At 34.1% G+C, this 19,748-nt stretch carries 22 protein-coding genes; 8 read left to right on the top strand and 14 right to left on the bottom strand.

Going from position 1 to position 19,748, the window contains the following annotated elements; translation table 11 throughout:
• Together HUE87_RS02310 and HUE87_RS02305 are read right to left on the bottom strand one after the other, a co-directional pair.
• Positions 1–1,302 carry a hypothetical protein gene (locus HUE87_RS02310; RefSeq protein WP_194367137.1) on the bottom strand — a complete coding sequence of 434 codons (1,302 nt, stop codon included), beginning with the start codon at positions 1,300–1,302 and terminating at the stop codon, positions 1–3.
• Between the two features lie 9 nt (positions 1,303–1,311).
• On the bottom strand, positions 1,312–1,755 hold the full coding sequence (locus HUE87_RS02305; RefSeq protein WP_194367136.1) for a hemerythrin domain-containing protein: 444 nt from the start codon (positions 1,753–1,755) through the stop codon (positions 1,312–1,314).
• A 230-nt stretch (positions 1,756–1,985) separates the two neighbouring features.
• Between HUE87_RS02305 and HUE87_RS02300 the strand changes: the two genes are divergently transcribed.
• The 7 genes from HUE87_RS02300 to crcB are packed head-to-tail and all read left to right on the top strand — an operon-like array spanning position 1,986 to position 7,122.
• Positions 1,986–3,302, top strand: coding sequence for a S41 family peptidase (locus HUE87_RS02300; protein WP_194367135.1), 1,317 nt, complete (start codon positions 1,986–1,988; stop codon positions 3,300–3,302).
• 5 nt (positions 3,303–3,307) lie between these two features.
• Positions 3,308–4,021 (top strand): phosphoribosylaminoimidazolesuccinocarboxamide synthase, encoded by a 714-nt coding sequence (gene purC, locus HUE87_RS02295; protein WP_194367134.1) that lies wholly within the window; start codon positions 3,308–3,310, stop codon positions 4,019–4,021.
• A gap of 2 nt (positions 4,022–4,023) precedes the next feature.
• Positions 4,024–4,263 (top strand): phosphoribosylformylglycinamidine synthase subunit PurS, encoded by a 240-nt coding sequence (purS, locus tag HUE87_RS02290; protein WP_194367133.1) that lies wholly within the window; start codon positions 4,024–4,026, stop codon positions 4,261–4,263.
• The gene (gene purQ / locus HUE87_RS02285; RefSeq protein WP_194367132.1) at positions 4,263–4,937 is read left to right on the top strand and encodes a phosphoribosylformylglycinamidine synthase subunit PurQ; all 675 of its coding nucleotides are present in this window, start codon (positions 4,263–4,265) and stop codon (positions 4,935–4,937) included. The genes purS and purQ overlap by 1 nt, the downstream gene beginning before the upstream one ends.
• Positions 4,934–6,091 carry a hypothetical protein gene (locus tag HUE87_RS02280; protein ID WP_194367131.1) on the top strand — a complete coding sequence of 386 codons (1,158 nt, stop codon included), beginning with the start codon at positions 4,934–4,936 and terminating at the stop codon, positions 6,089–6,091. Before purQ ends, HUE87_RS02280 begins: the two co-directional genes overlap by 4 nt.
• Positions 6,069–6,767: a lysophospholipid acyltransferase family protein gene (locus HUE87_RS02275; protein ID WP_194367130.1), complete on the top strand. Its 699-nt coding sequence runs from the start codon at positions 6,069–6,071 to the stop codon at positions 6,765–6,767. The genes HUE87_RS02280 and HUE87_RS02275 overlap by 23 nt, the downstream gene beginning before the upstream one ends.
• Positions 6,736–7,122: a fluoride efflux transporter CrcB gene (gene crcB, locus HUE87_RS02270; RefSeq protein ID WP_194367129.1), complete on the top strand. Its 387-nt coding sequence runs from the start codon at positions 6,736–6,738 to the stop codon at positions 7,120–7,122. The genes HUE87_RS02275 and crcB overlap by 32 nt, the downstream gene beginning before the upstream one ends.
• Before the next feature lie 9 nt (positions 7,123–7,131).
• On the opposite strand, the gene HUE87_RS02265 is transcribed toward crcB, so the two are convergent.
• The 8 genes from HUE87_RS02265 to ovoA form a co-directional block, all read right to left on the bottom strand.
• Entirely contained in the window at positions 7,132–7,449 is a 318-nt protein-coding gene (locus HUE87_RS02265) for a GGDEF domain-containing protein (protein ID WP_229855253.1), read from the bottom strand.
• Between the two features lie 44 nt (positions 7,450–7,493).
• A complete protein-coding gene (locus HUE87_RS02260) occupies positions 7,494–8,060 on the bottom strand; it encodes a PAS domain-containing protein (RefSeq protein WP_194367128.1) in 567 nt (188 codons plus the stop codon).
• Between the two features lie 97 nt (positions 8,061–8,157).
• Positions 8,158–8,727: an ABC transporter ATP-binding protein gene (locus HUE87_RS02255; protein ID WP_194367127.1), complete on the bottom strand. Its 570-nt coding sequence runs from the start codon at positions 8,725–8,727 to the stop codon at positions 8,158–8,160.
• 10 nt (positions 8,728–8,737) lie between these two features.
• Positions 8,738–9,427, bottom strand: coding sequence for a dUTP diphosphatase (locus HUE87_RS02250; protein WP_194367126.1), 690 nt, complete (start codon positions 9,425–9,427; stop codon positions 8,738–8,740).
• A 267-nt stretch (positions 9,428–9,694) separates the two neighbouring features.
• Positions 9,695–10,117 carry a pyridoxamine 5'-phosphate oxidase family protein gene (locus HUE87_RS02245; protein WP_268246176.1) on the bottom strand — a complete coding sequence of 141 codons (423 nt, stop codon included), beginning with the start codon at positions 10,115–10,117 and terminating at the stop codon, positions 9,695–9,697.
• A complete protein-coding gene (locus HUE87_RS02240) occupies positions 10,110–10,340 on the bottom strand; it encodes a hypothetical protein (RefSeq protein WP_194367125.1) in 231 nt (76 codons plus the stop codon). The genes HUE87_RS02245 and HUE87_RS02240 overlap by 8 nt, the downstream gene beginning before the upstream one ends.
• Entirely contained in the window at positions 10,333–11,523 is a 1,191-nt protein-coding gene (locus HUE87_RS02235) for a PatB family C-S lyase (protein WP_194367124.1), read from the bottom strand. The genes HUE87_RS02240 and HUE87_RS02235 overlap by 8 nt, the downstream gene beginning before the upstream one ends.
• Positions 11,513–13,615 carry a 5-histidylcysteine sulfoxide synthase gene (gene ovoA, locus HUE87_RS02230; RefSeq protein ID WP_194367123.1) on the bottom strand — a complete coding sequence of 701 codons (2,103 nt, stop codon included), beginning with the start codon at positions 13,613–13,615 and terminating at the stop codon, positions 11,513–11,515. Before ovoA ends, HUE87_RS02235 begins: the two co-directional genes overlap by 11 nt.
• A 32-nt stretch (positions 13,616–13,647) precedes the next feature.
• Here ovoA and pgeF point away from each other — a divergent pair, with 32 nt between their 5' ends.
• On the top strand, positions 13,648–14,373 hold the full coding sequence (pgeF, locus tag HUE87_RS02225) for a peptidoglycan editing factor PgeF (protein ID WP_194367122.1): 726 nt from the start codon (positions 13,648–13,650) through the stop codon (positions 14,371–14,373).
• On the opposite strand, the gene dxs is transcribed toward pgeF, so the two are convergent.
• The 4 genes from dxs to fliF are packed head-to-tail and all read right to left on the bottom strand — an operon-like array spanning position 14,365 to position 19,746.
• Complete coding sequence (gene dxs, locus HUE87_RS02220; RefSeq protein WP_194367121.1) at positions 14,365–16,185, bottom strand: 1-deoxy-D-xylulose-5-phosphate synthase; 1,821 nt, start codon at positions 16,183–16,185, stop codon at positions 14,365–14,367. The genes pgeF and dxs overlap by 9 nt on opposite strands.
• A gap of 9 nt (positions 16,186–16,194) precedes the next feature.
• Positions 16,195–17,001 carry a flagellar assembly protein FliH gene (fliH, locus tag HUE87_RS02215; RefSeq protein WP_194367120.1) on the bottom strand — a complete coding sequence of 269 codons (807 nt, stop codon included), beginning with the start codon at positions 16,999–17,001 and terminating at the stop codon, positions 16,195–16,197.
• 2 nt (positions 17,002–17,003) lie between these two features.
• Complete coding sequence (fliG, locus tag HUE87_RS02210; RefSeq protein ID WP_194367119.1) at positions 17,004–18,029, bottom strand: flagellar motor switch protein FliG; 1,026 nt, start codon at positions 18,027–18,029, stop codon at positions 17,004–17,006.
• A gap of 16 nt (positions 18,030–18,045) precedes the next feature.
• Positions 18,046–19,746: a flagellar basal-body MS-ring/collar protein FliF gene (gene fliF / locus HUE87_RS02205; RefSeq protein ID WP_194367118.1), complete on the bottom strand. Its 1,701-nt coding sequence runs from the start codon at positions 19,744–19,746 to the stop codon at positions 18,046–18,048.
• Positions 19,747–19,748: the final 2 nt, after the last annotated feature.

Below are 19,748 nucleotides of genomic sequence, written 5' to 3'. Positions count from 1 at the left end.
TCACTGATTTCCTTCTATAGGTATTGAAAATAGACTCATATCAAAGTCTGGTTTTGTTTTTATAATTCTAGCATATATTAAAACTGGAGAGATTATGTTATACTCCAATATAAGCATACTGACTATAAAGGTGCTTGCAAACAGCGGTAAAAAAGTTGGTATAAAAAATGAAACAATAAAACCAACCATAGAGACAATGAAAAATACAAATTGAATTTTTGCCAACCTTTTATCTATCATCTCTGTTATTGTGGGAGTAGACATATAACCTCTTGCATTTAGATGAAACCAGACAAGAAAAGGGATTATTTTATAAAGCATACCCATCATAATAGATAGAATAAAACCTCCTATTAAGATAGAAACAACAACTATATAGACAGAATCATATAAATCGTTCAGCGCCCAGGCAAATGCTCCTAATGTCATAAACACAGCTGAACTTCTCCAGTACCAGATAGTTACATCTACTATAGGACGACGTCTTTCATTTAATTTTTTCCATACAGTTGTAGCAAATGCCCAGAAAAAAACTGCAATCCAAATTTTTGCTATTATGCTGTATGAATCTGCGAGTAAGTTCAACAAAAGCCACAGAACCAACCCAACAGATACAATCAGGGTAACTTTTGTTTTACAAAAATGTTTAAATCTTGGCGCTACATAAAACATTGGCAATACGTGAAAAGCAACTCCAATAATCAAAAGTCCAGCAAAACCAAAAACAGCCCAAACACTATGTACATTTGCAATTACTACATGTAGAGATGAGAAGATGTTAATTCCATGAGAAAAAAGTAGATAAACTCCCATTAAAACTATAAATATTGAAAAAAATAAACTTGTTATAATAGCTCTTACGCTAGCAGTGACATTGGTTACTTTACTTAATCCGATTAGCATAGAAATTGTCAAAACTAAAAAACCCACACCTAGCAAAACTGATGAGATCAGAGTAAGAATTGAGTAGTTTTTCATAAGCCCAATAATCATAAAAATTGTGCCAAGAAATAAAAATGGATAAGAAATTTTTGAAACTATTCCAACCTTTGGAACTTTTACACCGGCTAATACCGGCAACATCTGAGTAAGTGCCCCTAGCATTACAAAACCCAAAAAACCAATAGTTATGGCGTGTGTTATTGCTATAGATTCCATGGAGAAACGATTACTTAGCGTAATCACATCACTAGAAAGAATTAAAATTCCAGCTAATATTCCAAAAAGAGGTGCTGTTAAAAAAAATCTAAAAGGTACTGATATTGGTGGTGCTTGATCTGCACTTAATCCATTTAAATCCAATTATGTTTCCTACTTCTCAACCACCATGGATTGCATCATATCTACTATGCTATCAGACTCTGCACTTAAGTGTTGTTGAGCCATTGTATAAAGCATCTGTTCCTCTTTCATATTGTGCTGCTGCATCAATATCATGAGAGTTTCACTGTTTGAGAAAAATTTATCTTTATTTTTGTTCTCAATCGCTAAACCCATATCATTAATTAAGTTTCTCATTTGAGTGTGTTCCATTCTCATCATAGCAGTTGGACCTTGTGTCATTCCGGTTTTTGTCTCGAACTCTAAGAACATAACACGCTCTTCCATTTGAAAGTGTCTCTCAGTCTCTCCTGCAAAAAGCTCATAAGCTTCTTTCGCACTTTCTATTGAGTTTGCAACTGCATCTTCCATGTTAGCAAACAGCTCATCGCAACGTTTATGATCTGCACTTAAATACTCTTTTATTGTACTCATATTAATACCTTTGATAAAAACTATTGAAATTATATACAAAATAAACTCAACTAAAGTTAATCTCCACTTTTAACTTGCTATAAAGCTTATACTTAAGTAGATATGGCAACCTACATGTAGATATATAAAAGAGATTTTATTATTCAATCTATTTTCTTATAATTGTTATTTAAACAGCTTTTTACTATAATATCTTTTTTAAATTTAATTATACAAATATAGGATAAATTATGAAAAATAAAAAGTTTATAACCCTTGGTTTTGCCTCTGTTACAGTTGCTTTAACCATACTGTTTTCTACAAATGTATTTGCATCGTCAAAAGAGAGTAGTGCGAAAAAAGAGGCTACTAGACTTGAAGCTTTAGCAAAATTTACAAAAGTCATAAGTATTGTTGAGCAGTATAATGTTGATGATGTAACTATTGAAGAGCTAATGGACAAAGCACTTGAGGGTATGATGAGTAACCTTGATGCTCACTCCAACTATCTCAAACAAAAAGATTTTAAAAACTTAAAAGTTCAGACGAATGGTGAGTTTGGTGGTCTCGGGATTACTGTCGGCATAAAAGATGGCGCTCTTACTGTTATAGCTCCTATTGAAGGAACTCCTGCAGATAAAGCCGGTTTAAAGTCTGGTGACATAATTTTAAAAATCAACAAAAAATCTACTCTAAGTATGACCATCGATGAAGCGGTTGCTATTATGCGCGGAAAAGTTGGTGAACCAATCAACATAACTATAGTTAGAGAAGGTGAAGCAAAACCTATTAAAATAGACATTATAAGAGGCATTATTACAATTGAGTCTGTATATGCAAAGACAATAGGTGATGATATTCAATATATTAGAGTTACAAGCTTTGACAAAAAAGTTGTTGATGATGTAGCTAAAGCAATCAGAAAAAAAGCTGCATCTACAAAAGGGATTATTCTTGATTTAAGAAATAACCCAGGTGGACTTCTCGATCAAGCTGTCGGACTTGTTGATCTATTTGTTGATGGTGGAGATATAGTTTCTCAAAAAGGAAGAAAAGAATCAGACAATGAAATCTACTCTGCAAAATCTTCAAATACTTTAACTAAAGTACCGTTGGTTGTTTTAATAAATGGCGGAAGTGCGAGTGCTAGTGAAATTGTAAGTGGTGCCCTTCAAGATCACAAACGTGGCATTATTGTTGGTCAAAATACATTTGGAAAAGGTAGTGTGCAAGTTATACTTCCAATAACAGAGGATGAGGCAATAAAACTTACAATTGCAAGATACTATCTTCCAAGTGGTCGAACAATTCAAGCTGTCGGCGTAATTCCTGATATAGAAGTTTTGCCTGGTGAAGTTAAAACTCGCAGCAATGAGTTCACACTAAAAGAAGCTGATTTGAAAAAACACTTAGAAGAAGAGTTAGAGAAAGTTGATGGTAAAGAAGAGATAAAAGAAGAGAATAAAAAAGATTCTAAACTTATCATAACGCAAGACATGATGAATAAAGACATGCAGCTAAAAGAAGCCGCAAATATTTTAAAAGCACTAATAATAACAAAAGGATAAGCAACATGGAAAAAAGAGAATTACTATATGAGGGAAAAGCGAAAAGACTGTTTTTAACAGATGATGAGAATTTAGTCATCTCTGAATTCAAAGATGATTTAACTGCATTTAACGGTGAAAAAAAATCTAGTGAAGCTGGCAAAGGGGCATTGAACAACAAAATCTCTACTGAGCTTTTTAAACTTCTAGAGGCTAATGGTATTCAAACCCACTTTGTAAAAATGCTTGACGACAACCACATGTTGCACACAAAAGTTGATGTTATTCTGATAGAAGTAATTGTACGCAACATTGCAACAGGCAGTCTTACGCGTAATCTTGGTATAAAAGATGGAACAATTCTTCCATTTACTCTAGTGGAATTTGATTATAAAGATGATGATCTTGGCGATCCAAAACTAAATGATCAGCATGCACTTATTTTAGGCCTTGTAGAGCATCAAGATGAGCTAGACAAACTTCGCAGAATGGCAAGACAAATAAACGACATACTTAAGCCATATTTTGCCGATAAGGGATTAAATCTAGTTGATTTTAAACTTGAGTTTGGAAAAGACAAGAGTGGCAATATTATCCTTGTGGACGAGATAAGCCCTGACAACTGCCGCTTTTGGGATATGGAGAGTGGAGAGAAGATGGATAAAGACAGATTCCGTCAAGGTCTAGGTGGCTTAACAGTAGCATACGAACAAGTATTAAATAGAATCTTAGGAAAATAATTATGACAGCAATAGTAAATGTATCTTTAAAAGCAGGCGTTTTAGACTCTCAGGGCAAAGCGGTTCATCACGCTCTAGATTCTCTACACTTTAACGGTGTAGCTGATGTTCGTGTTGGAAAACAAATAATTCTTAAACTAAATGAAACTGATAAAACAAAAGCTATGGCTGATGTAAAACAGATGTGTGAAGACCTTTTGGCAAATACTGTAATCGAAGATTATGAGATAGAGCTAGTTTAATGAAAGTATCTATACTTCAATTTCCTGGAACTAACTGTGAATATGATACGCAACATGCATTTGAAGAGCTTGGTGCAACTACAGAAATAGTATGGCACAAGGCTGAGTCAATACCTAGTGATACTAATCTTTTAGTAGTAGCCGGCGGCTTTAGCTATGGAGACTATCTGAGAAGTGGAGCAATTGCCAAATTTAGCCCTGTTATGAAAGCTGTAGGAGAATATGCTAAAAATGGTGGAAAAGTACTTGGTATATGCAATGGCTTTCAAGTTTTAACAGAAGCGGGGTTACTTCCTGGCGCTCTAAAGAGAAATGAGCATTTACACTTTATTTCTAAGCATCACCACCTAAAAATTGTAAATAATGAGAACATATTTTTAGAAAACCTAAACAATAATGATGTTGTTAATATTCCTATCGCCCACCATGATGGAAACTACTATATTGATCAAAGTGGTTTAAAAAGTTTATACGATAATAATCAGGTTCTTCTTAAATATACAGATGAAAAAGGAGAAGTAAAAAACCCCAATGGAAGCGTTGACTCTATTGCTGGTATTTGTAATAAAGAAAAAAATGTTTTTGGACTTATGCCTCATCCAGAGCGTGCAATGGAGCTGATATTAGGTAGTGACGATGGTATTAAAATGCTGCAAGGTTTCTTAAAAGCGTGATTCGTTTTCTTATAGCAGGGATATTACTATTCAACACTTTAATTGCAAATGCAATAAATGTTGAAGATCATAATATTTCTGCAGGTCATGAGAACAGCAATACTACGTATGACAGTGAAAATCAACTTAGCAAAGAAGAATTATTAAAATTACCAAAAGTTATTTATTTAAGCTATGATAAAATTCCTACAAGAGTTCTAAAGGGTGAAATATTTACAGTAACCATAAAGGCACTATCCACTTATAGAGATTTCACTGATATCATATATGAACTTACAAACTTAACTGGTTTAAAACTACTAAATGAATACCCATCAAGAGAGATAGACTCAAAATACTACTACGATACTTTTTATTTTTTAACCACAGAAAATCATGCTAAACTACCTAACTTTAGGGCTACCCTATTGAGCTACAGCAACAAACAATTCAAAAAAACAATACTTTCAGGAAAGAAATTAAACGTTGTTGCACTCAATCCAAAAAAAGATTTTTCTAATATATTGGCAAACTCATTCGAGCTTTTAGATTACAAGACTACCAGTTATGATCATAACCATAATATAATAGTTTTTGCAGCTACTGCAACAAATTGTGACATCACTTCTTTCAAACTGAAAAATATTTTTAAGCAAGGCATTGAATCTGTAATAGACTCTTACTTTGACTCTAAAATTACATACTATGCGGTTATAGATAAAAATATAGAAAATTTCTCATTTTCATACTTCAATCTCAAAAAAAATAAATTTATACCTGTAAATATCCCAATAATAGTAAATGACGATAGTGTAACAACACAAAGTGATCTTAAGCCAAAAGACCAATCTCGTGAAAGACTAAAAATGAGTATAGCCGCAGCGATTGCTGCTATTGGATTTTTAATAATTTTGTGGAGAAAAAAATATATATATTTGACTTTAGTAATAATTCCACTTGCCTACATAGTTTATATAGGTCTCCCCTCAAAAGATGTGTGTATAAAAGAGGGTTCTGATATACACCTATTACCCGTCTCTAACGGTACAATTTTTGAAACCACATCAAGTATGTATTACCTTCAAAAAGAGGGTAGCACTAAAGGCTTTACTAAAGTAAAATTAAAAAATGAAAAAATAGGGTGGGTCAAGAATGAAGATATTTGCTCATATTAGTTGGCTATTTGCCACAATAGTTATATTTTTATCATTATCAATGATGATTATATTTTTTCATGTCCTACCTAAGCCATACAGTAGGAAATTCTCAGCTTGGATTATACGTATTTATACTTTTTTCAGTGTAGAAATTAAGGGTAAAGAACATCCTGAAACTCAAATGTTTTTACTTAACCATCAAAGTGATTTAGATATTGCGATAATGGAAACAATTACAAAAAAGGACCTTGCCTGGGTTGCAAAAAAAGAACTTTTTAATATACCATTTTTTGGACTAGCTCTTAAACTTCCAAAAGATATAGCTGTTGAGAGAGAAAGTAAAACATCACTTATAAAGCTTTTAAGAGACGCTAAAGTAGTGATTGAAAACAATAGAACAATTACAATGTTTCCAGAGGGAACACGCTCAACCAAAGGTAAAATGCTTCCATTTAAAAGTGGTGCAAAAATGGTGGCTGACAAATTTAAGCTACGTGTGCAACCTGTTGTTTTAATGCAAACTTCAAAATACTATAATGTAAAAAACTTTTTTTACAGACCGGGTAGAATAAAGGTAATTTTTCTTGATTCTTTTATAGCTGATAAAAATGATAAAGACTGGTTAAACAACCTAAGAGAAAAAATGCAAAAGGAATATGACCATGAGTTGGCAAACAATCCTCGCCATAGGTAGTGGTGGATTTATAGGTGCAGTACTTCGTGTATATATTAATGGTCTAATTTCCCATAGAGTTCCCCACGATTTGCCATATGGTACTCTTGGAGTTAACCTTATTGGTAGTTTTTTAATGGGTATATTAATAGCATACTTTATGTACACATCATTTTTTTCTTTACATGTAAAGTCATTTTTATCAACTGGTATCTTAGGTGCACTGACAACTTATTCAACTTTTGCTATTGAGAGCTTTTTACTTTTAGAGGGTGGACATATTATGCTGGCTTTAGCAAATATTTCCCTTAATGCATTTGGAACAATTTTCATGGCTGGAAGTGGATTTTATATGGCAAAGTATTTTGTAAAATAAGAGTTTTTACTACTCAAACCTTACACAGTTTTTACCACTACCTTTTGCTTTATAAAGAGCAATATCTGCTCTCTTAATTGCCTCTTTTGATATGTCATCTGCTTTAAATTCTGACACGCCAAAACTACATGTAATCTTTCCAATACTACTAAACTCAGACTCCTCAACTTTTGTTCTTATTTTTTCTGCTAGTTCAGCACCTTGTTCTAGTCCAGCTTCATAGCAGATAATCATAAACTCTTCTCCACCCCATCTTCCTACAATATCTGTACTTCTAATACTGTTTTTTAAAATATTAGCAATTTCTACTAGGACTTTATCTCCAATATCATGACCATAAGTATCATTTACATTTTTAAAGTTATCTACATCTAAACAATTACTGAAAAAGTATTGTTATACCTTAATGCTCGTTTTATCTCATCATCATAACTTTTGTCTAAATACAGTCTATTTGAAATCTGAGTGAGTTGATCAGTGACAGAAAGTTCTTCAATACGCTTCTTATCTGTAATGTTATATCGCAGAGCAGTATACCCATCTATAACCCCATTATCATCAAAGTTTGGTGAAATAAACAGATCAACCCAATATGGGCTTGAGTCTTTTCGTTTATTTTTAACCTCGCCGCGCCAGTTTTTGCCACTTTGAATTGTTTTCCATAAATCTTTAAAAAGTTCTTTCTTAGAATCAGGATGTCTAAATATACTATACGGCTTACCAATAAGCTCCTCTTTAGTATAGCCATTTAATTTACACAGAGCTTCACTTACATATGTAATTCTACCCTTTGTATCAGAATATGAAAGAAGAACATACTTATCTATGATTTTCATATCGTTATTTATTTTTTTATTGTACTTCTTAACTTCTAAATATCTATAAATGAAGATTACAAGTAATATTGATAAAACAGCTAAAATTTCCCATAAAATCATCTAATTAAATCCTTGTTAAAATTAATCCCATTGTTTATAATAGGTTGAGCAGATTCATTAGTAAATAAAAACAGTCTATATATTGCGTTTTTTTAAATTATATCATAATAATTTCATCAGCACACCATTTAGCTAGCTCTAAATCATGCGTTATCAACAGCATTCCCATTGAATTTAGGTTTTTAATAAGCATGTTCATAACTTCTAGTTGAATAACGTTATCGAGGGCTGATGTAGGCTCATCAAGAAGAAGTAACTCTGGTTTCATCAGCATTGCTCTTAAAATTGATGCACGTTGAAGCTGCCCACCGGATAGTTCATGGGGAAGTTTTAAAAGTAGCTCATACTCAAGGTTTATGCTCTTCAAATAACTATCTAATTCATCTAATGATGCAACATCTGCTATTTGATTTAGCAGTGTGTAACTTGGATGGAATGAACTATATGGATCTTGAAAAACTTCTGAGCAATTTGCACAATAGACTGAACCAGAACTTGGCTTTAAACTACTTAATATTAATTCAAAAAGTGTACTTTTGCCAGCACCACTTGCTCCAACAATAGCTTTTATCTCACCTTTTTTTAGAGTTATTGAAAAATTCTCAAAAAGTAAAGAATCTTTTTTGTATCCAAAAGATAGATTATTTACTTCTAAAATATTTCTCAAAAATTAACTCTTATTTATTGAATGAATGATATATTTTAGTAAGTTCTCTGTATAGAGAGTCAGGTTTTAACTCACCGTTTTCTTCCCAAACTCTTTTCATAACAACATTATCCTCTTCACTACCCCACACTTTTATATAAGAGCCGTCTTTATATCCATTGTCTTGACGAAACTGATTTAAGATATTTTTTCCAACATATAGTTTATATAGGCTTTGCAAATCCAACCCACTCATTAAGACTAAATCAAAAAAATCTGCTATTAGTTCTTCAATATTTAACGTATCTTTAGAGAGTGTATGAATCATAATATCTTCAATCTTAGCTATTACATCAACTTGAGGTGAAAATTGTTCACTTTGTTTGTCTATATCGCTAAAACTCTCTAACTGAGATATATTTATTGCTAAATCTTCAACACCACCTTTTAAGTTTTGTGAGTAATCTTCGATTGCCAAACTCATTATAAAATGCCAAACATCTATAACCTCTATTTGAAGATTATCCCAATCAGCTTGGGCATCTATATTTTTCCAGTGCTTCCAGGTAAAACTATCAATCATTTCAGCGCATTCCATATATATGCATCTCTTCCAGTTGATAACTTTACCATTTTTTGTAATACCTTCTGTCCACTTATCCCCGTTTGTAGCCTCATTTAGCCCCGCTTGAAGTTGTAGCATTAATAAAATTTTATCCACTGTTTTCCTTTAGTTTATTGCACAAATAATTACTGCATATATCTTTTGAAATTAATTTACGTATTGTACCAAATATGATAAAATATCGTACTTAAAGAAGATATATAGGTATTATGAAAAGAATTAATTGTAGAAGATGTGAATATTTTTTTGTTACTTGGGAAGCCAGCAAACCTTACGGGTGTAAGGCTTACGGCTTTAAATCTCCACAACTTCCATCAATTGTGGTTTTTCAAAGCAGCGGCACTGAGTGCACATTGTTTAATCTTAAGAACGCGTCCAAATAATTTTTTTACCAAAACCAAGTCGATTATCTGTCATTTTAAACTCTTTAATTTTTATTGACCAAAGCTTAGGATTCATAGTAAGGGCATAAGGAAAGGTTTTAAAATATAGACTTTTAAGAGAGCTATCTTCTAATCTTGAAAAGACTCCTTTAAACTGAACTCCTTGTATCTTACCGACACTTTTTGTCTCTAGAACTACGCTCCCCGCAACAGATTGGTTTTTTAAAATATTTTTAATATGAGTTGTGTCATCGCTACTAGCAACAACGAAAGAGAGTTTATCTTTGTCAAAAGCATAAAAAAGGTTACATACACTAAGCTCACTACCACTCATAGTTGCCAAACTCATAACATGATGCTCTTGTAAAAAAGAGTCAATTTTATCTAGATTACTACTACTCAAAACATTTAAACAAATGCTTCTCTAAATCAGCATTACTATTGAGGTCTCTTTTTTTAAGCATTAGTTTAGCTGTCTCATCATTTGCCATTGTTTCATATATCTCCGAAGGATTTGTCATACTGTAATAACTTTTTAAAAAATCCAAAAGTGTTTCAAAATTATTTTCTTTTTTTGCAGAGTGCTGTTTAAAAATTTTAAACTCTTCCCAATTTATATCAATCAACTCTATTTCCCTTTTTTTCCAATGCATATTCTAGTTTATCAATAACTTGTGACATTTTAGCACAAGAGAGTGCAAAATTCAATCTCATAAAGCCACTTCCTTCTCTGCCAAAACTAAGACCTGCATTTAAACCTAATTTTGCCTCTTTGATGAAAAAGTTTCGTAAATCTTTGTTACTTATATTCATACCCCGACAGTCAAGCCATGCCAGATATGTCCCTTCTATAGGCACTATTTTTATCATGTAAGGGTATCGAGAACATACTGCTTCTAACATATTATAATTTTTTTGCAGATGAACTTTCAACTCCTCTAGCCACTCTTTGCCATTTTTATATGCTGATTCATATGCTACATGTGAAAGCACACTGCCCTGAGCAAAATGAACACGTTTATAAACTTTTAAATACTTATCACGAAGATTATTGTTTGTAATGACTACGCTGCTCATAGCAAAACCAGCCATATTAAATGTTTTTCCTGCGCCGATTGCCGTAATAGTTATATCTCTTGCCTTATCATTTAAAGAGGCAAAAGGGATATGTACATTTGGTTTATATGCCAAGTCAGAGTGAATTTCATCACTAAATACTACAATATTATGCTCAAGGCACACGCTTAAAATTTCTTCAAGTTCTTCTCTTTTCCATACCCTGCCGACAGGGTTGTGAGGAGAGCACAAAAGCAGTAGCTTTGTTTTTTTGTCTATTTTTAACTTTAAATCTTCTATGTCAAAAACATACCTGCCATCACTGTTTTGCTTGAGTGGATTTTTTAGCAGTTCTCTGTCGTGCCCTATTACACTATGAAAAAATGGAGGGTAAACAGGTGTTTGAACAATAACCTTGTCACCAACCTCACTAAACGCATCTATTGCTACACTCATAGATGCTACAACAGAGTGGGAGTAGAGCATATCTTCTAGCGAAAACTCTATATTATGCTCTCTCTTCATCCACTCTATCTGAGCCTGAAATGCACTTTTTGGAACATCTTCATAGCCAAATATTGGGTGATCAAGCCTCTCTTTGACAGCTTCTATAACAAAGTCTGGAGTATTTATATCCATATCTGCTACCCATACAGGCTGTACATCTTCTGTACCAAAAAGTTCCTCTCTTAGTATATATTTTTCTGCATTTGTATCTTTTCTACATGCAGACTCTGAAAAATCATAACTCAATTTTTTTCCAAACTGTAGCCTGAGCGACAGTATGCTGGTATTTTCTGCTTGTCTCTTTAATAACGAACTCTATATCTTGAGTATGAATAAGTTCAAACTTATCACCCAAAACAGTTTTTAGTGCATCAAATGTTTTAATCTCTCTTCCCTCTTTATCTCTGTATCCTCCAAGCCAGAACTCTTTTTTCGTTGAGCTCTCTTGCCAGGTATATGGTGATGTTAAAATCAAAATCCCATCTTGGTTTAGTTTCTCACTTATAGTGTCCAAAAAGAGTCTAGGGCTATAAAGTCTGTCTATTAGGTTTGTTGCTATAACTAAATCGTATGAGTTAAAATTTGGCTTCAGGTTACAGGCATCTCCCTGCCAAAAAGAGACTTTTTCTTTTAGATTTTCGTAACCAAGTTCTTTGAGTGTAATCTTTTTATTTGTGAAAAGTTCACCCTCTTCATAGGTATGAAAAGCCACATAACCATCATTTTTTAACTTTGAGCCAACTTGGACAAAACGAACAGAAAAGTCTAGCCCCTCAACCTCATCAAATGTTTTTGCCAATTCGAATGTTGCACGTCCTGTTGCACACCCTAAATCAAGTGCTTTACCTTTGTTTGTCGCAAACTTAGAGGCTAGTTTTGCACATGCAATTGCGAAGTTTTCAACTCCAAATTTCTCATCTCCATATTGAAATTCACAATACTGAGAAACAAGCTCATCACTCTCATATATGTCTATTTCGTCTTCTACATGTGGAGTTGAGACAACATATCTGAAACCAGCGTTCTGGTAGAAGTGTCTTCTAAAAGCATATCGAGAGTGTTTCATTATCAGGTTTCCGCTACTAGCCCAAGAAGAACCTAAAATAAGTGCATGTTTATTATCAAAAGTTGGAACAGAGAAGTCATCATAAGCCTCATGTACTTTGAAGCCCTCAAAGCCATGTATCGGAGTTGAACTCCACTGCCATACATTTCCAACTACATCATAAATTCCGCCGAAGTTATGCTTATCTACTGGGCATGAACTAAAGTTATTTAAATTCAAGTTTGCACTATTCTCATCAAATTCTGGAATATCTTTAAGTTTTACATGTAGAGTAATCGCGCCATATTCCGCTTCACTTGGCAATGAGTAAGAAACACCATCTTTTTGTGTTTTATATCTGCAAAATGCTTCGGCTTCTAGGGCATTTACATCAACAGGCCAGTTACTTGGCATATCAATAATTTTGCTTATTGTTCTATACCTATACTCACCATTTTCTAAAACCCAAAAGGTAGGATGTTTTGCAGATGTAATATCTAAAAACCTTTTCCCCTCTTCATCCCAATACTCCTCATTTTCATACCCGCCCTCTTCAACAAATAACATATATTCACTATTTGATACTAAATATTTTGAAGCTTGAAACTCATCTACATGTAAAGACTCTTTTCCATACTCGTTATCCCAGCCATAAAGATTATGAGAACTATCTTTTCCTAAATTAACTTCACATGCAGAAATTGTTACCATCTCATTTTTAGGTGCGTCTGCAACTTTCAAGCAAGGAGTGAGTCCACTAACCTCTTTTATATACTCTAAAGGCATCTGCCTGTGAAGGACTAGAGAAGTCTCTATATGGATTCTCTCATGCTCGATTCCCATAAGAATAATCCACATATCAGACTCTTGCGTTATCGGAAGAGTTAAAGGTATATTCATAATTAAATTATCAATAAGCTCGCCTACCTTTGTTCTATACTCCCTAACATCTTGCACTTTTGGCCAGGCGTAGTTTTTTGACTCAGTGTCATCCCAATCCATCTCATCTACACCAATGGCAAAAATAGACTCAAAATCTGGATTTATTCTTTCATCTATTATCTTCATATTTATCAGTTTGTTTATATAAAAAGTTGCCGTGTGTCCGAAATAAAATATCATTGGGTGTCGAGTTATTTCTGACTTCATATAGAACGCTTCATCACTCTCCAACAACTCAAATACTTTTTCAAATATCATATTTGTATTATGAAAATACTCTCTTATCTCTTCTCGTTTTTTTTGTATGTCACTTCCATTAAGTGTGACTGGGTATAAACTAAACTTGCTCAAAAAATAGCCTTTTATTTTGTTATAATTATTATATGCAATTTTATCAAAGTAACTTATTAAATAACTTTTCAAATATTACTCACGTTTTTACATTAAGAGAGAGTGGGAATTTAGCCTTTCATGTGAATGATAATATTCTACATGTAAGAGCAAATCATGATATTTTAGCAAAAGAGTTAAGCTACAGTCTAAACTCACTTATTCATATGAAACAAATTCACTCTGATATTGTACATATAGTAAATGAAAATGATAACTTTATAAATCCCCCTACATGTGATGCCATAATAACCGACAGATTAAGCACTCCTCTTATGGTTATGGTAGCAGATTGCAGCCCCATTCTTTTTTATGATGACAAACAAAGAGTGATAGCAGTAGCACATGCTGGACGTGCCGGAGCTTTTAAAAATATAGTTAAAAATGTGATTTACTCATTTACAGATGAGTTTAAAAGTGAAGTAACAAATATACATGTAAGTGTTGGAGCCAGCATAGGCTCTTGTTGCTATGAAGTTGGCACTGAAGTTTATTATGAAGCCAAAAAGCTTAACTTAGAGTATGCAATTGAGAGAAAAGATAACAGTTTTTATCTTGATATAAGCAAAATTTTAAAAAAACAATTTTTGGCATGTGGGATTAAAAAAGAAAATATTGAAATTTCTACAGAGTGCACAAAATGCAACTCAGATAAATATTTTTCTTACAGAGCTGATTCTAATACTGGAAGATTTGCCGGTGTCATTGAACTAAAGTAACTCTTCAACTCTCTTAGCTAACTGCTTCGGCAATAGTCCTAAAGACTCTTCTACTAACTTTGTATTTCCATGGGTGATGAAATTGTCTTCATATTCGAAGCTTTCAACCTCTACATGTAGAATCTTCTCTTTAGCTAAAAACTCTAAAATTGCAGAACCGACTCCACCCATTTTGGCACTATCGCTAAACACAAACCACTTTTTATGTTTTTTGGACATATCGCTAAGCATCTCTTCATCTAGCGGTTTTACAAAACGCAAGTCCAAAATACCAACATCACTTTCTAAGAATTCAGCTGTCTCATAAGCACGTCCAACGCCGTTTCCATAACCGATAAAAAGTATGTCACTACTATTTGAGCGAAGAAGTTGGGATTTTGCCAATTCAAAAGGTATTGATTCAGCTAAACCTGTCTCAGTAAAAGAACCTCTTGGGTAGCGCACAGAACAGGGGTGATTATACTCTGAAGCAAAAGCAAGTGCCTGATGCATAGACTTCTCATCTCTTGGGGCAAAAAGTGTCATATTCGGAACAGCTCTTAAAAAACTAATATCAAAAACACCCTGATGTGTCTCCCCGTCTTCACCAACAATTCCAGCACGATCAAGGGCGAAGACAACCGGTAAGTCCATTAGACATGTATCGTGAATTACCTGATCATACCCACGTTGTAAAAATGTTGAGTAAATTGTACAAAATGGTTTAAAGCCCTCTTTTGCGAGTGCAGCCATACTTGTTACGGCATGCTGCTCTGCAATTGCTACATCCCAAAATCTATCTGGGTAAGTCTCCATAAGTTCGCTCAAACCTGTTCCACTAGGCATTGCAGCAGTTGCACCTACTATTTTATCATTGTGTTTTGCAAGATGAAGCAAAGCTTCTGTATAGATTTGAGTTGCACTTTTTGCACCACTTTTTTTAGATGAATTTCCACTATCTAAATCAAAAGGACCGACACCGTGCCACTTCTCTTCTTGTCCTTCTGCAATATCATACCCCTTACCTTTTACAGTTTGAGCATGAATAATTACAGGTCTTTTCAACTCTTTAGCTTTTTCAAATATCTCTATTAGTTGGGTTAAATTATGCCCGTCTACCGGACCTATATAATTAATTCCCATCTCTTCAAACATTATACCTGGTGTAATAAGCTTAAGAGATTCTTCTGCTTTCTTCGCCATATAGTGAGCAGCCTCACCAAAATTATCAACAAAGTTCTCAGTATGTTTCTTAAACTTTTGATAAAAAGGGCTTGCCATTGCTGAACTAAGCATTCTGCTTATTGCACCTATAGGCTTAGCGATGCTCATCTCATTGTCATTAAGTATAATAACCATTGGATATTTCCTATCACCAAGCTCATTTAGTGCCTCATAAACCATACCCGCCGTCATAGAACCATCACCAATCATAACAACTGGAATCCTTGAGTCTTGCTCACCTTTTAGAGCGATGGCTTTGGCTGCTCCAACCCCTAAAGATATTGAAGTAGAGCTGTGCCCAGCCACAAAGTAGTCATCATCACTCTCACTTGGTTTAGTATACCCGCATAATCCATTAAACTGACGAAGAGTATCAAACTCCTCCCATCTCTGTGTTAAAAGTTTATGTGCGTATGATTGATGAGAGACATCAAAAATAAAAGGATCTTTTTTTGAATCAAATACTTTATGCATTGCTACTATTAACTCTGTTGCACCTAATGTTGAACTTAGATGCCCACCATTTTTGCTTACTACTCTTAAAATCTCTGACCTGATATCTTTACAGATATTATCTAACTCTATTATACTTTTATCTTTTATATTCATTTTATTACTTTACTCACTTAATGCAGCTCTTTTAACACGCTCAAATCTTTTTGATATCTCGGCATCAATATTGCCAGCGTCACTAATAGCTATTACGCCACCTTGACTAACAGCACTGTCGGATACAATTTCTACATGCTGCATTGAACCAAGATTCTCCGATAAAGCACCATGGTCTTTTGGATTTACTTTTAACTTTATTTTTGAGGCACTCTGCAACTCTTTAATTAATTCGTTTGATAGTACAGTTGCTATATGGTTTGAATTTTCACTTAGTTCTATATTTATAACTTCTTTAGATATGTCTATTGCTGCACTTATCAGCTCTTTTTTTATTCCTTCTAAGGCAGAGTCAAACTCTTTTGCTGTACTCTCCAGAGTGGCTACAGAAGATGAAAACTGCTTTATTGCCTCTGTTATATTATTATCACCCTCTTCTAAAGATAGTTTTTTACCAGCTTCTACACCATTAGCAAAAGAGTCCTCTTCAACTTTAATAAGCTCTTTTTTATGCTCATCAGTCATATCTTCCAGCTTCATTTGAAGTTTAATAAAGTTAGATGACATCTCATCAGTTTTTTTCATTAGTGACTCAATTAATGAATCTTTAGAACTTTGACTCATAGCACTAGCGTCAATATCACTCTCTCTTCTATCAGGGTGCACCTCGTGTGTGTACTCATCTTTTTTTTCATGTATTAAGCTAGACTCAAATATATCATCTAGAGGTTCATGCGAGCCAACTGCCAGTACCTTAAAGCTATACTTGCTAACAGTGTGATTTCCTCTGTTTTCATTACTAATTACCGGTGCCAAAACTATTCCACCATCTCTTCACTTGAGCCCATTTGTATTGCTCCAGCTTCCGCTAAACCGTTAACAACCTCAACAATTTTTCTCTGAGCTGCTTCAACATCTTTCATCTTTACTGAGCCCATAAACTGCATCTCTTCATCAAATGCAGCCTTAGCTCTTTCACTCATAGCAGAGAAGAATTTCTCTTTTAAATCTTCAGGAGCACTTTTAAGAGCAAGCATTAAATCAGGTTTTTCAATAGTTTTAAGTGTCTCTACAATAGCATTTTTATCAAGCGTAACTATATCTTCAAATGTAAACATCATCTCTTTAATAAGTGTTGACATCTCTTCATCTCTCTCTTCAATTTTAGAGAGAGTGTCTTTAGAAGCTTTTGCACCAAGACGATTAAAGATATCTGCAACAGCACGAGGTCCACCAACCTCTACTTTGTAAGAAGCAAGTGATTCAAGTTTAGACTCAAGAACTGCTGAGACTCTTTTAATAACAGAAGGGGATATGTCTCCAAGTTTTGCCATTCTCATAGCAACTTCAGAACGTAAATCATCTGGAAAATACTGAATAGTGTCAGCAGCTTGCGTTGCATCCATATGAGCCAATATAAGGGCTATCGTTTGCGGGTGCTCATTTATGATAAAGTCTGAAAGTTGCTGAGGCTTAATTTTTGATAGATATGAGAAATTTTGGGTCTCTTGCATGCTTTTTGACAACTTATCTAAAATTATTTTTGCCTCATCTGGACCCAAAGTCCTGTACAGAAGTTCTCTAGCATATTCCATACCGCCAGATGTGATAAATTGACCCGACTGTATTATCGCGTGAAACTCTTCGAGGACTGCGGCTGCAACAGCTTTGTCAACCGTCCTATTACCCGCGATATGCTTAGATATCTCTGTTATCGATTCTACGTTCATAAGTGCAAATAATGATGCTGTTAAATCTTCTCCGAGTTGCATTAAAAGAATAGCTGCTTTTTCTCCCATGCTCATCTCATCAAATGCTGCTTGCTGTAATGGACTTAAGTTCATGCGACCCCCTATTTATTTATCTAACTATACCGTCAGCTTCTTCTGTTAAAAGAGCCTGCAAGAGCATTGCTATCTGTTCAGGCGAGTCTTCAGTCATTGATTTAATTTTATCAAGAAGAACTTCATATTTTAGGGCATCCTCACTAAAGCCCTCCCCTATACCAAGTTGATCTTCAACTTTTTTACGCATAGATTGAACTTTTTCAACTAAATCTTCACCGTCGCTATCATCAATATCCAAGAAAGGCTTAATATGATCATCCTCTTCTTTGGAAATCTCTAACATTCTCCCTGCAAACGGACTAATAACTTTTTTGTATACAACTAAAAGTATCAACAGTACAAACATATACTTGAATACTCCAGAAAAAGGTGTTAAGTATGTTTGAGAGAATTTCATAGCTTTACTCACTCCATCTTCCCCAACTATTCCTGCAGTTCTTTTGAATTGTAAATTTTTTACAGTTATTTGATCGCCTCTGTCTTCATCAACTCCAATTGAGCGACTCACCAGTGAAGTAAGTGCCTGCAAATCGCTCTCAGAGAGTGCCTCATATTCCAATTCTTCTGTTTGTTTGCCGTTTTCATCAGCTTTAAACTTATACTTTCCATCAACCATAACAGCTGCTGTAATTCTTTTTATACGAGCAAACTGACTCTTTGTTGTTGAAACAGTTTTTCCTACTTCATAATTTGTTGTACCTGAGTTTTTCTCATATTTTTCATTAGTTCTGTTACTTTTTAGTCCCTCTACTGGGCCTATATTGCTGACAGTTCCTGGAACACCCCCAACTTCTGCTGGAGTTGCCCCTTCCCTCTTTTCTTCACTGACTTGTTCACTTCTTACAACATTTTCTGGATCATAAACCTCAGAAGTAGAACTTTGTATTGAAAAATCAAACTCAATTGTTACTTGTGCTACAACTTTTTTATTTCCACCCACAAAAGGAGATATAACATCTATTATTTTATTCTGATTTTTTTTCTCTTCTTTTGCTTTATATTTTTGTTGAGTCGCTGAGAGTTCACCCATCTGAGCCATCTCATCCTCATCCCCCAAGGTTTCACCCTCGTTATCTATTAGCATTACATTTGCAGGAGTCAACTTAGGTACAGCGGCAGCTACTAGATTTTTTATTCCTCTTATTTGTTTAGAAGACAATCTGCGTCCTTCGACCATACTAATCATTATCGAGGCAGTAGGCTCTACCTGCTTAGATACAAAAAGTGTCTCTTTTGGTAAAGCTAAACTAACACTTGCAGATTCAATAGGAGCTAGTGCATTGATTGTTCTAGATAGCTCCCCCTCAATTGCGCGGAGAAATTTAATATTTTGATCAAATGAAGTTGCACCAAATTCCTGAGTATCAAAAAGTTCAAAACCAACTCCGGTATTTTTGGGTATTCCAAGCGAAGCAATTGCAATTCGCTCTTTGTAGACTACATTTTTAGGAACTTTGATAACATTTTTATCTAATAGCTGGTAAGGTATATTGTCTTTTTCTAACTGTTCAACAACTTTAGCTGCTTCTTCTGAACTTAAAGAATCAAAAAGAACTTCATATTTATTGTTTTCATCTTTTTTAGCTGTATAAACAACCATAAAAATCAAAAATGAAACTATCCCTATAATAGCAGAAGCAATGATAATCTTTTGCTGGTTAGTCAGCTTAGCATAAAGAACAACCAACTGTGAAAAAAGTACTTTAAAATCCATCA

This window comes from Candidatus Sulfurimonas marisnigri, assembly GCF_015265475.1.
Classification (GTDB): domain Bacteria; phylum Campylobacterota; class Campylobacteria; order Campylobacterales; family Sulfurimonadaceae; genus Sulfurimonas; species Sulfurimonas marisnigri.
Note: the sequence above shows the minus strand (reverse complement) of the source record. Positions and strands in the feature narration are given on the sequence as shown.

Coding starts and splice junctions, on each gene's coding strand:
- purC (WP_194367134.1), top strand. CDS start 3,308: ATGGAAAAAAGAGAATTACTATATGAGGGAAAAGCGAAAAGACTGTTT.
- purQ (WP_194367132.1), top strand. CDS start 4,263: ATGAAAGTATCTATACTTCAATTTCCTGGAACTAACTGTGAATATGAT.
- dxs (WP_194367121.1), bottom strand. CDS start 16,185: ATGAATATAAAAGATAAAAGTATAATAGAGTTAGATAATATCTGTAAA.
- purS (WP_194367133.1), top strand. CDS start 4,024: ATGACAGCAATAGTAAATGTATCTTTAAAAGCAGGCGTTTTAGACTCT.
- HUE87_RS02260 (WP_194367128.1), bottom strand. CDS start 8,060: ATGATTTTATGGGAAATTTTAGCTGTTTTATCAATATTACTTGTAATC.
- fliF (WP_194367118.1), bottom strand. CDS start 19,746: ATGGATTTTAAAGTACTTTTTTCACAGTTGGTTGTTCTTTATGCTAAG.
- fliG (WP_194367119.1), bottom strand. CDS start 18,029: ATGAACTTAAGTCCATTACAGCAAGCAGCATTTGATGAGATGAGCATG.
- pgeF (WP_194367122.1), top strand. CDS start 13,648: ATGCAATTTTATCAAAGTAACTTATTAAATAACTTTTCAAATATTACT.
- HUE87_RS02300 (WP_194367135.1), top strand. CDS start 1,986: ATGAAAAATAAAAAGTTTATAACCCTTGGTTTTGCCTCTGTTACAGTT.
- crcB (WP_194367129.1), top strand. CDS start 6,736: ATGAGTTGGCAAACAATCCTCGCCATAGGTAGTGGTGGATTTATAGGT.
- HUE87_RS02305 (WP_194367136.1), bottom strand. CDS start 1,755: ATGAGTACAATAAAAGAGTATTTAAGTGCAGATCATAAACGTTGCGAT.
- HUE87_RS02275 (WP_194367130.1), top strand. CDS start 6,069: ATGAAGATATTTGCTCATATTAGTTGGCTATTTGCCACAATAGTTATA.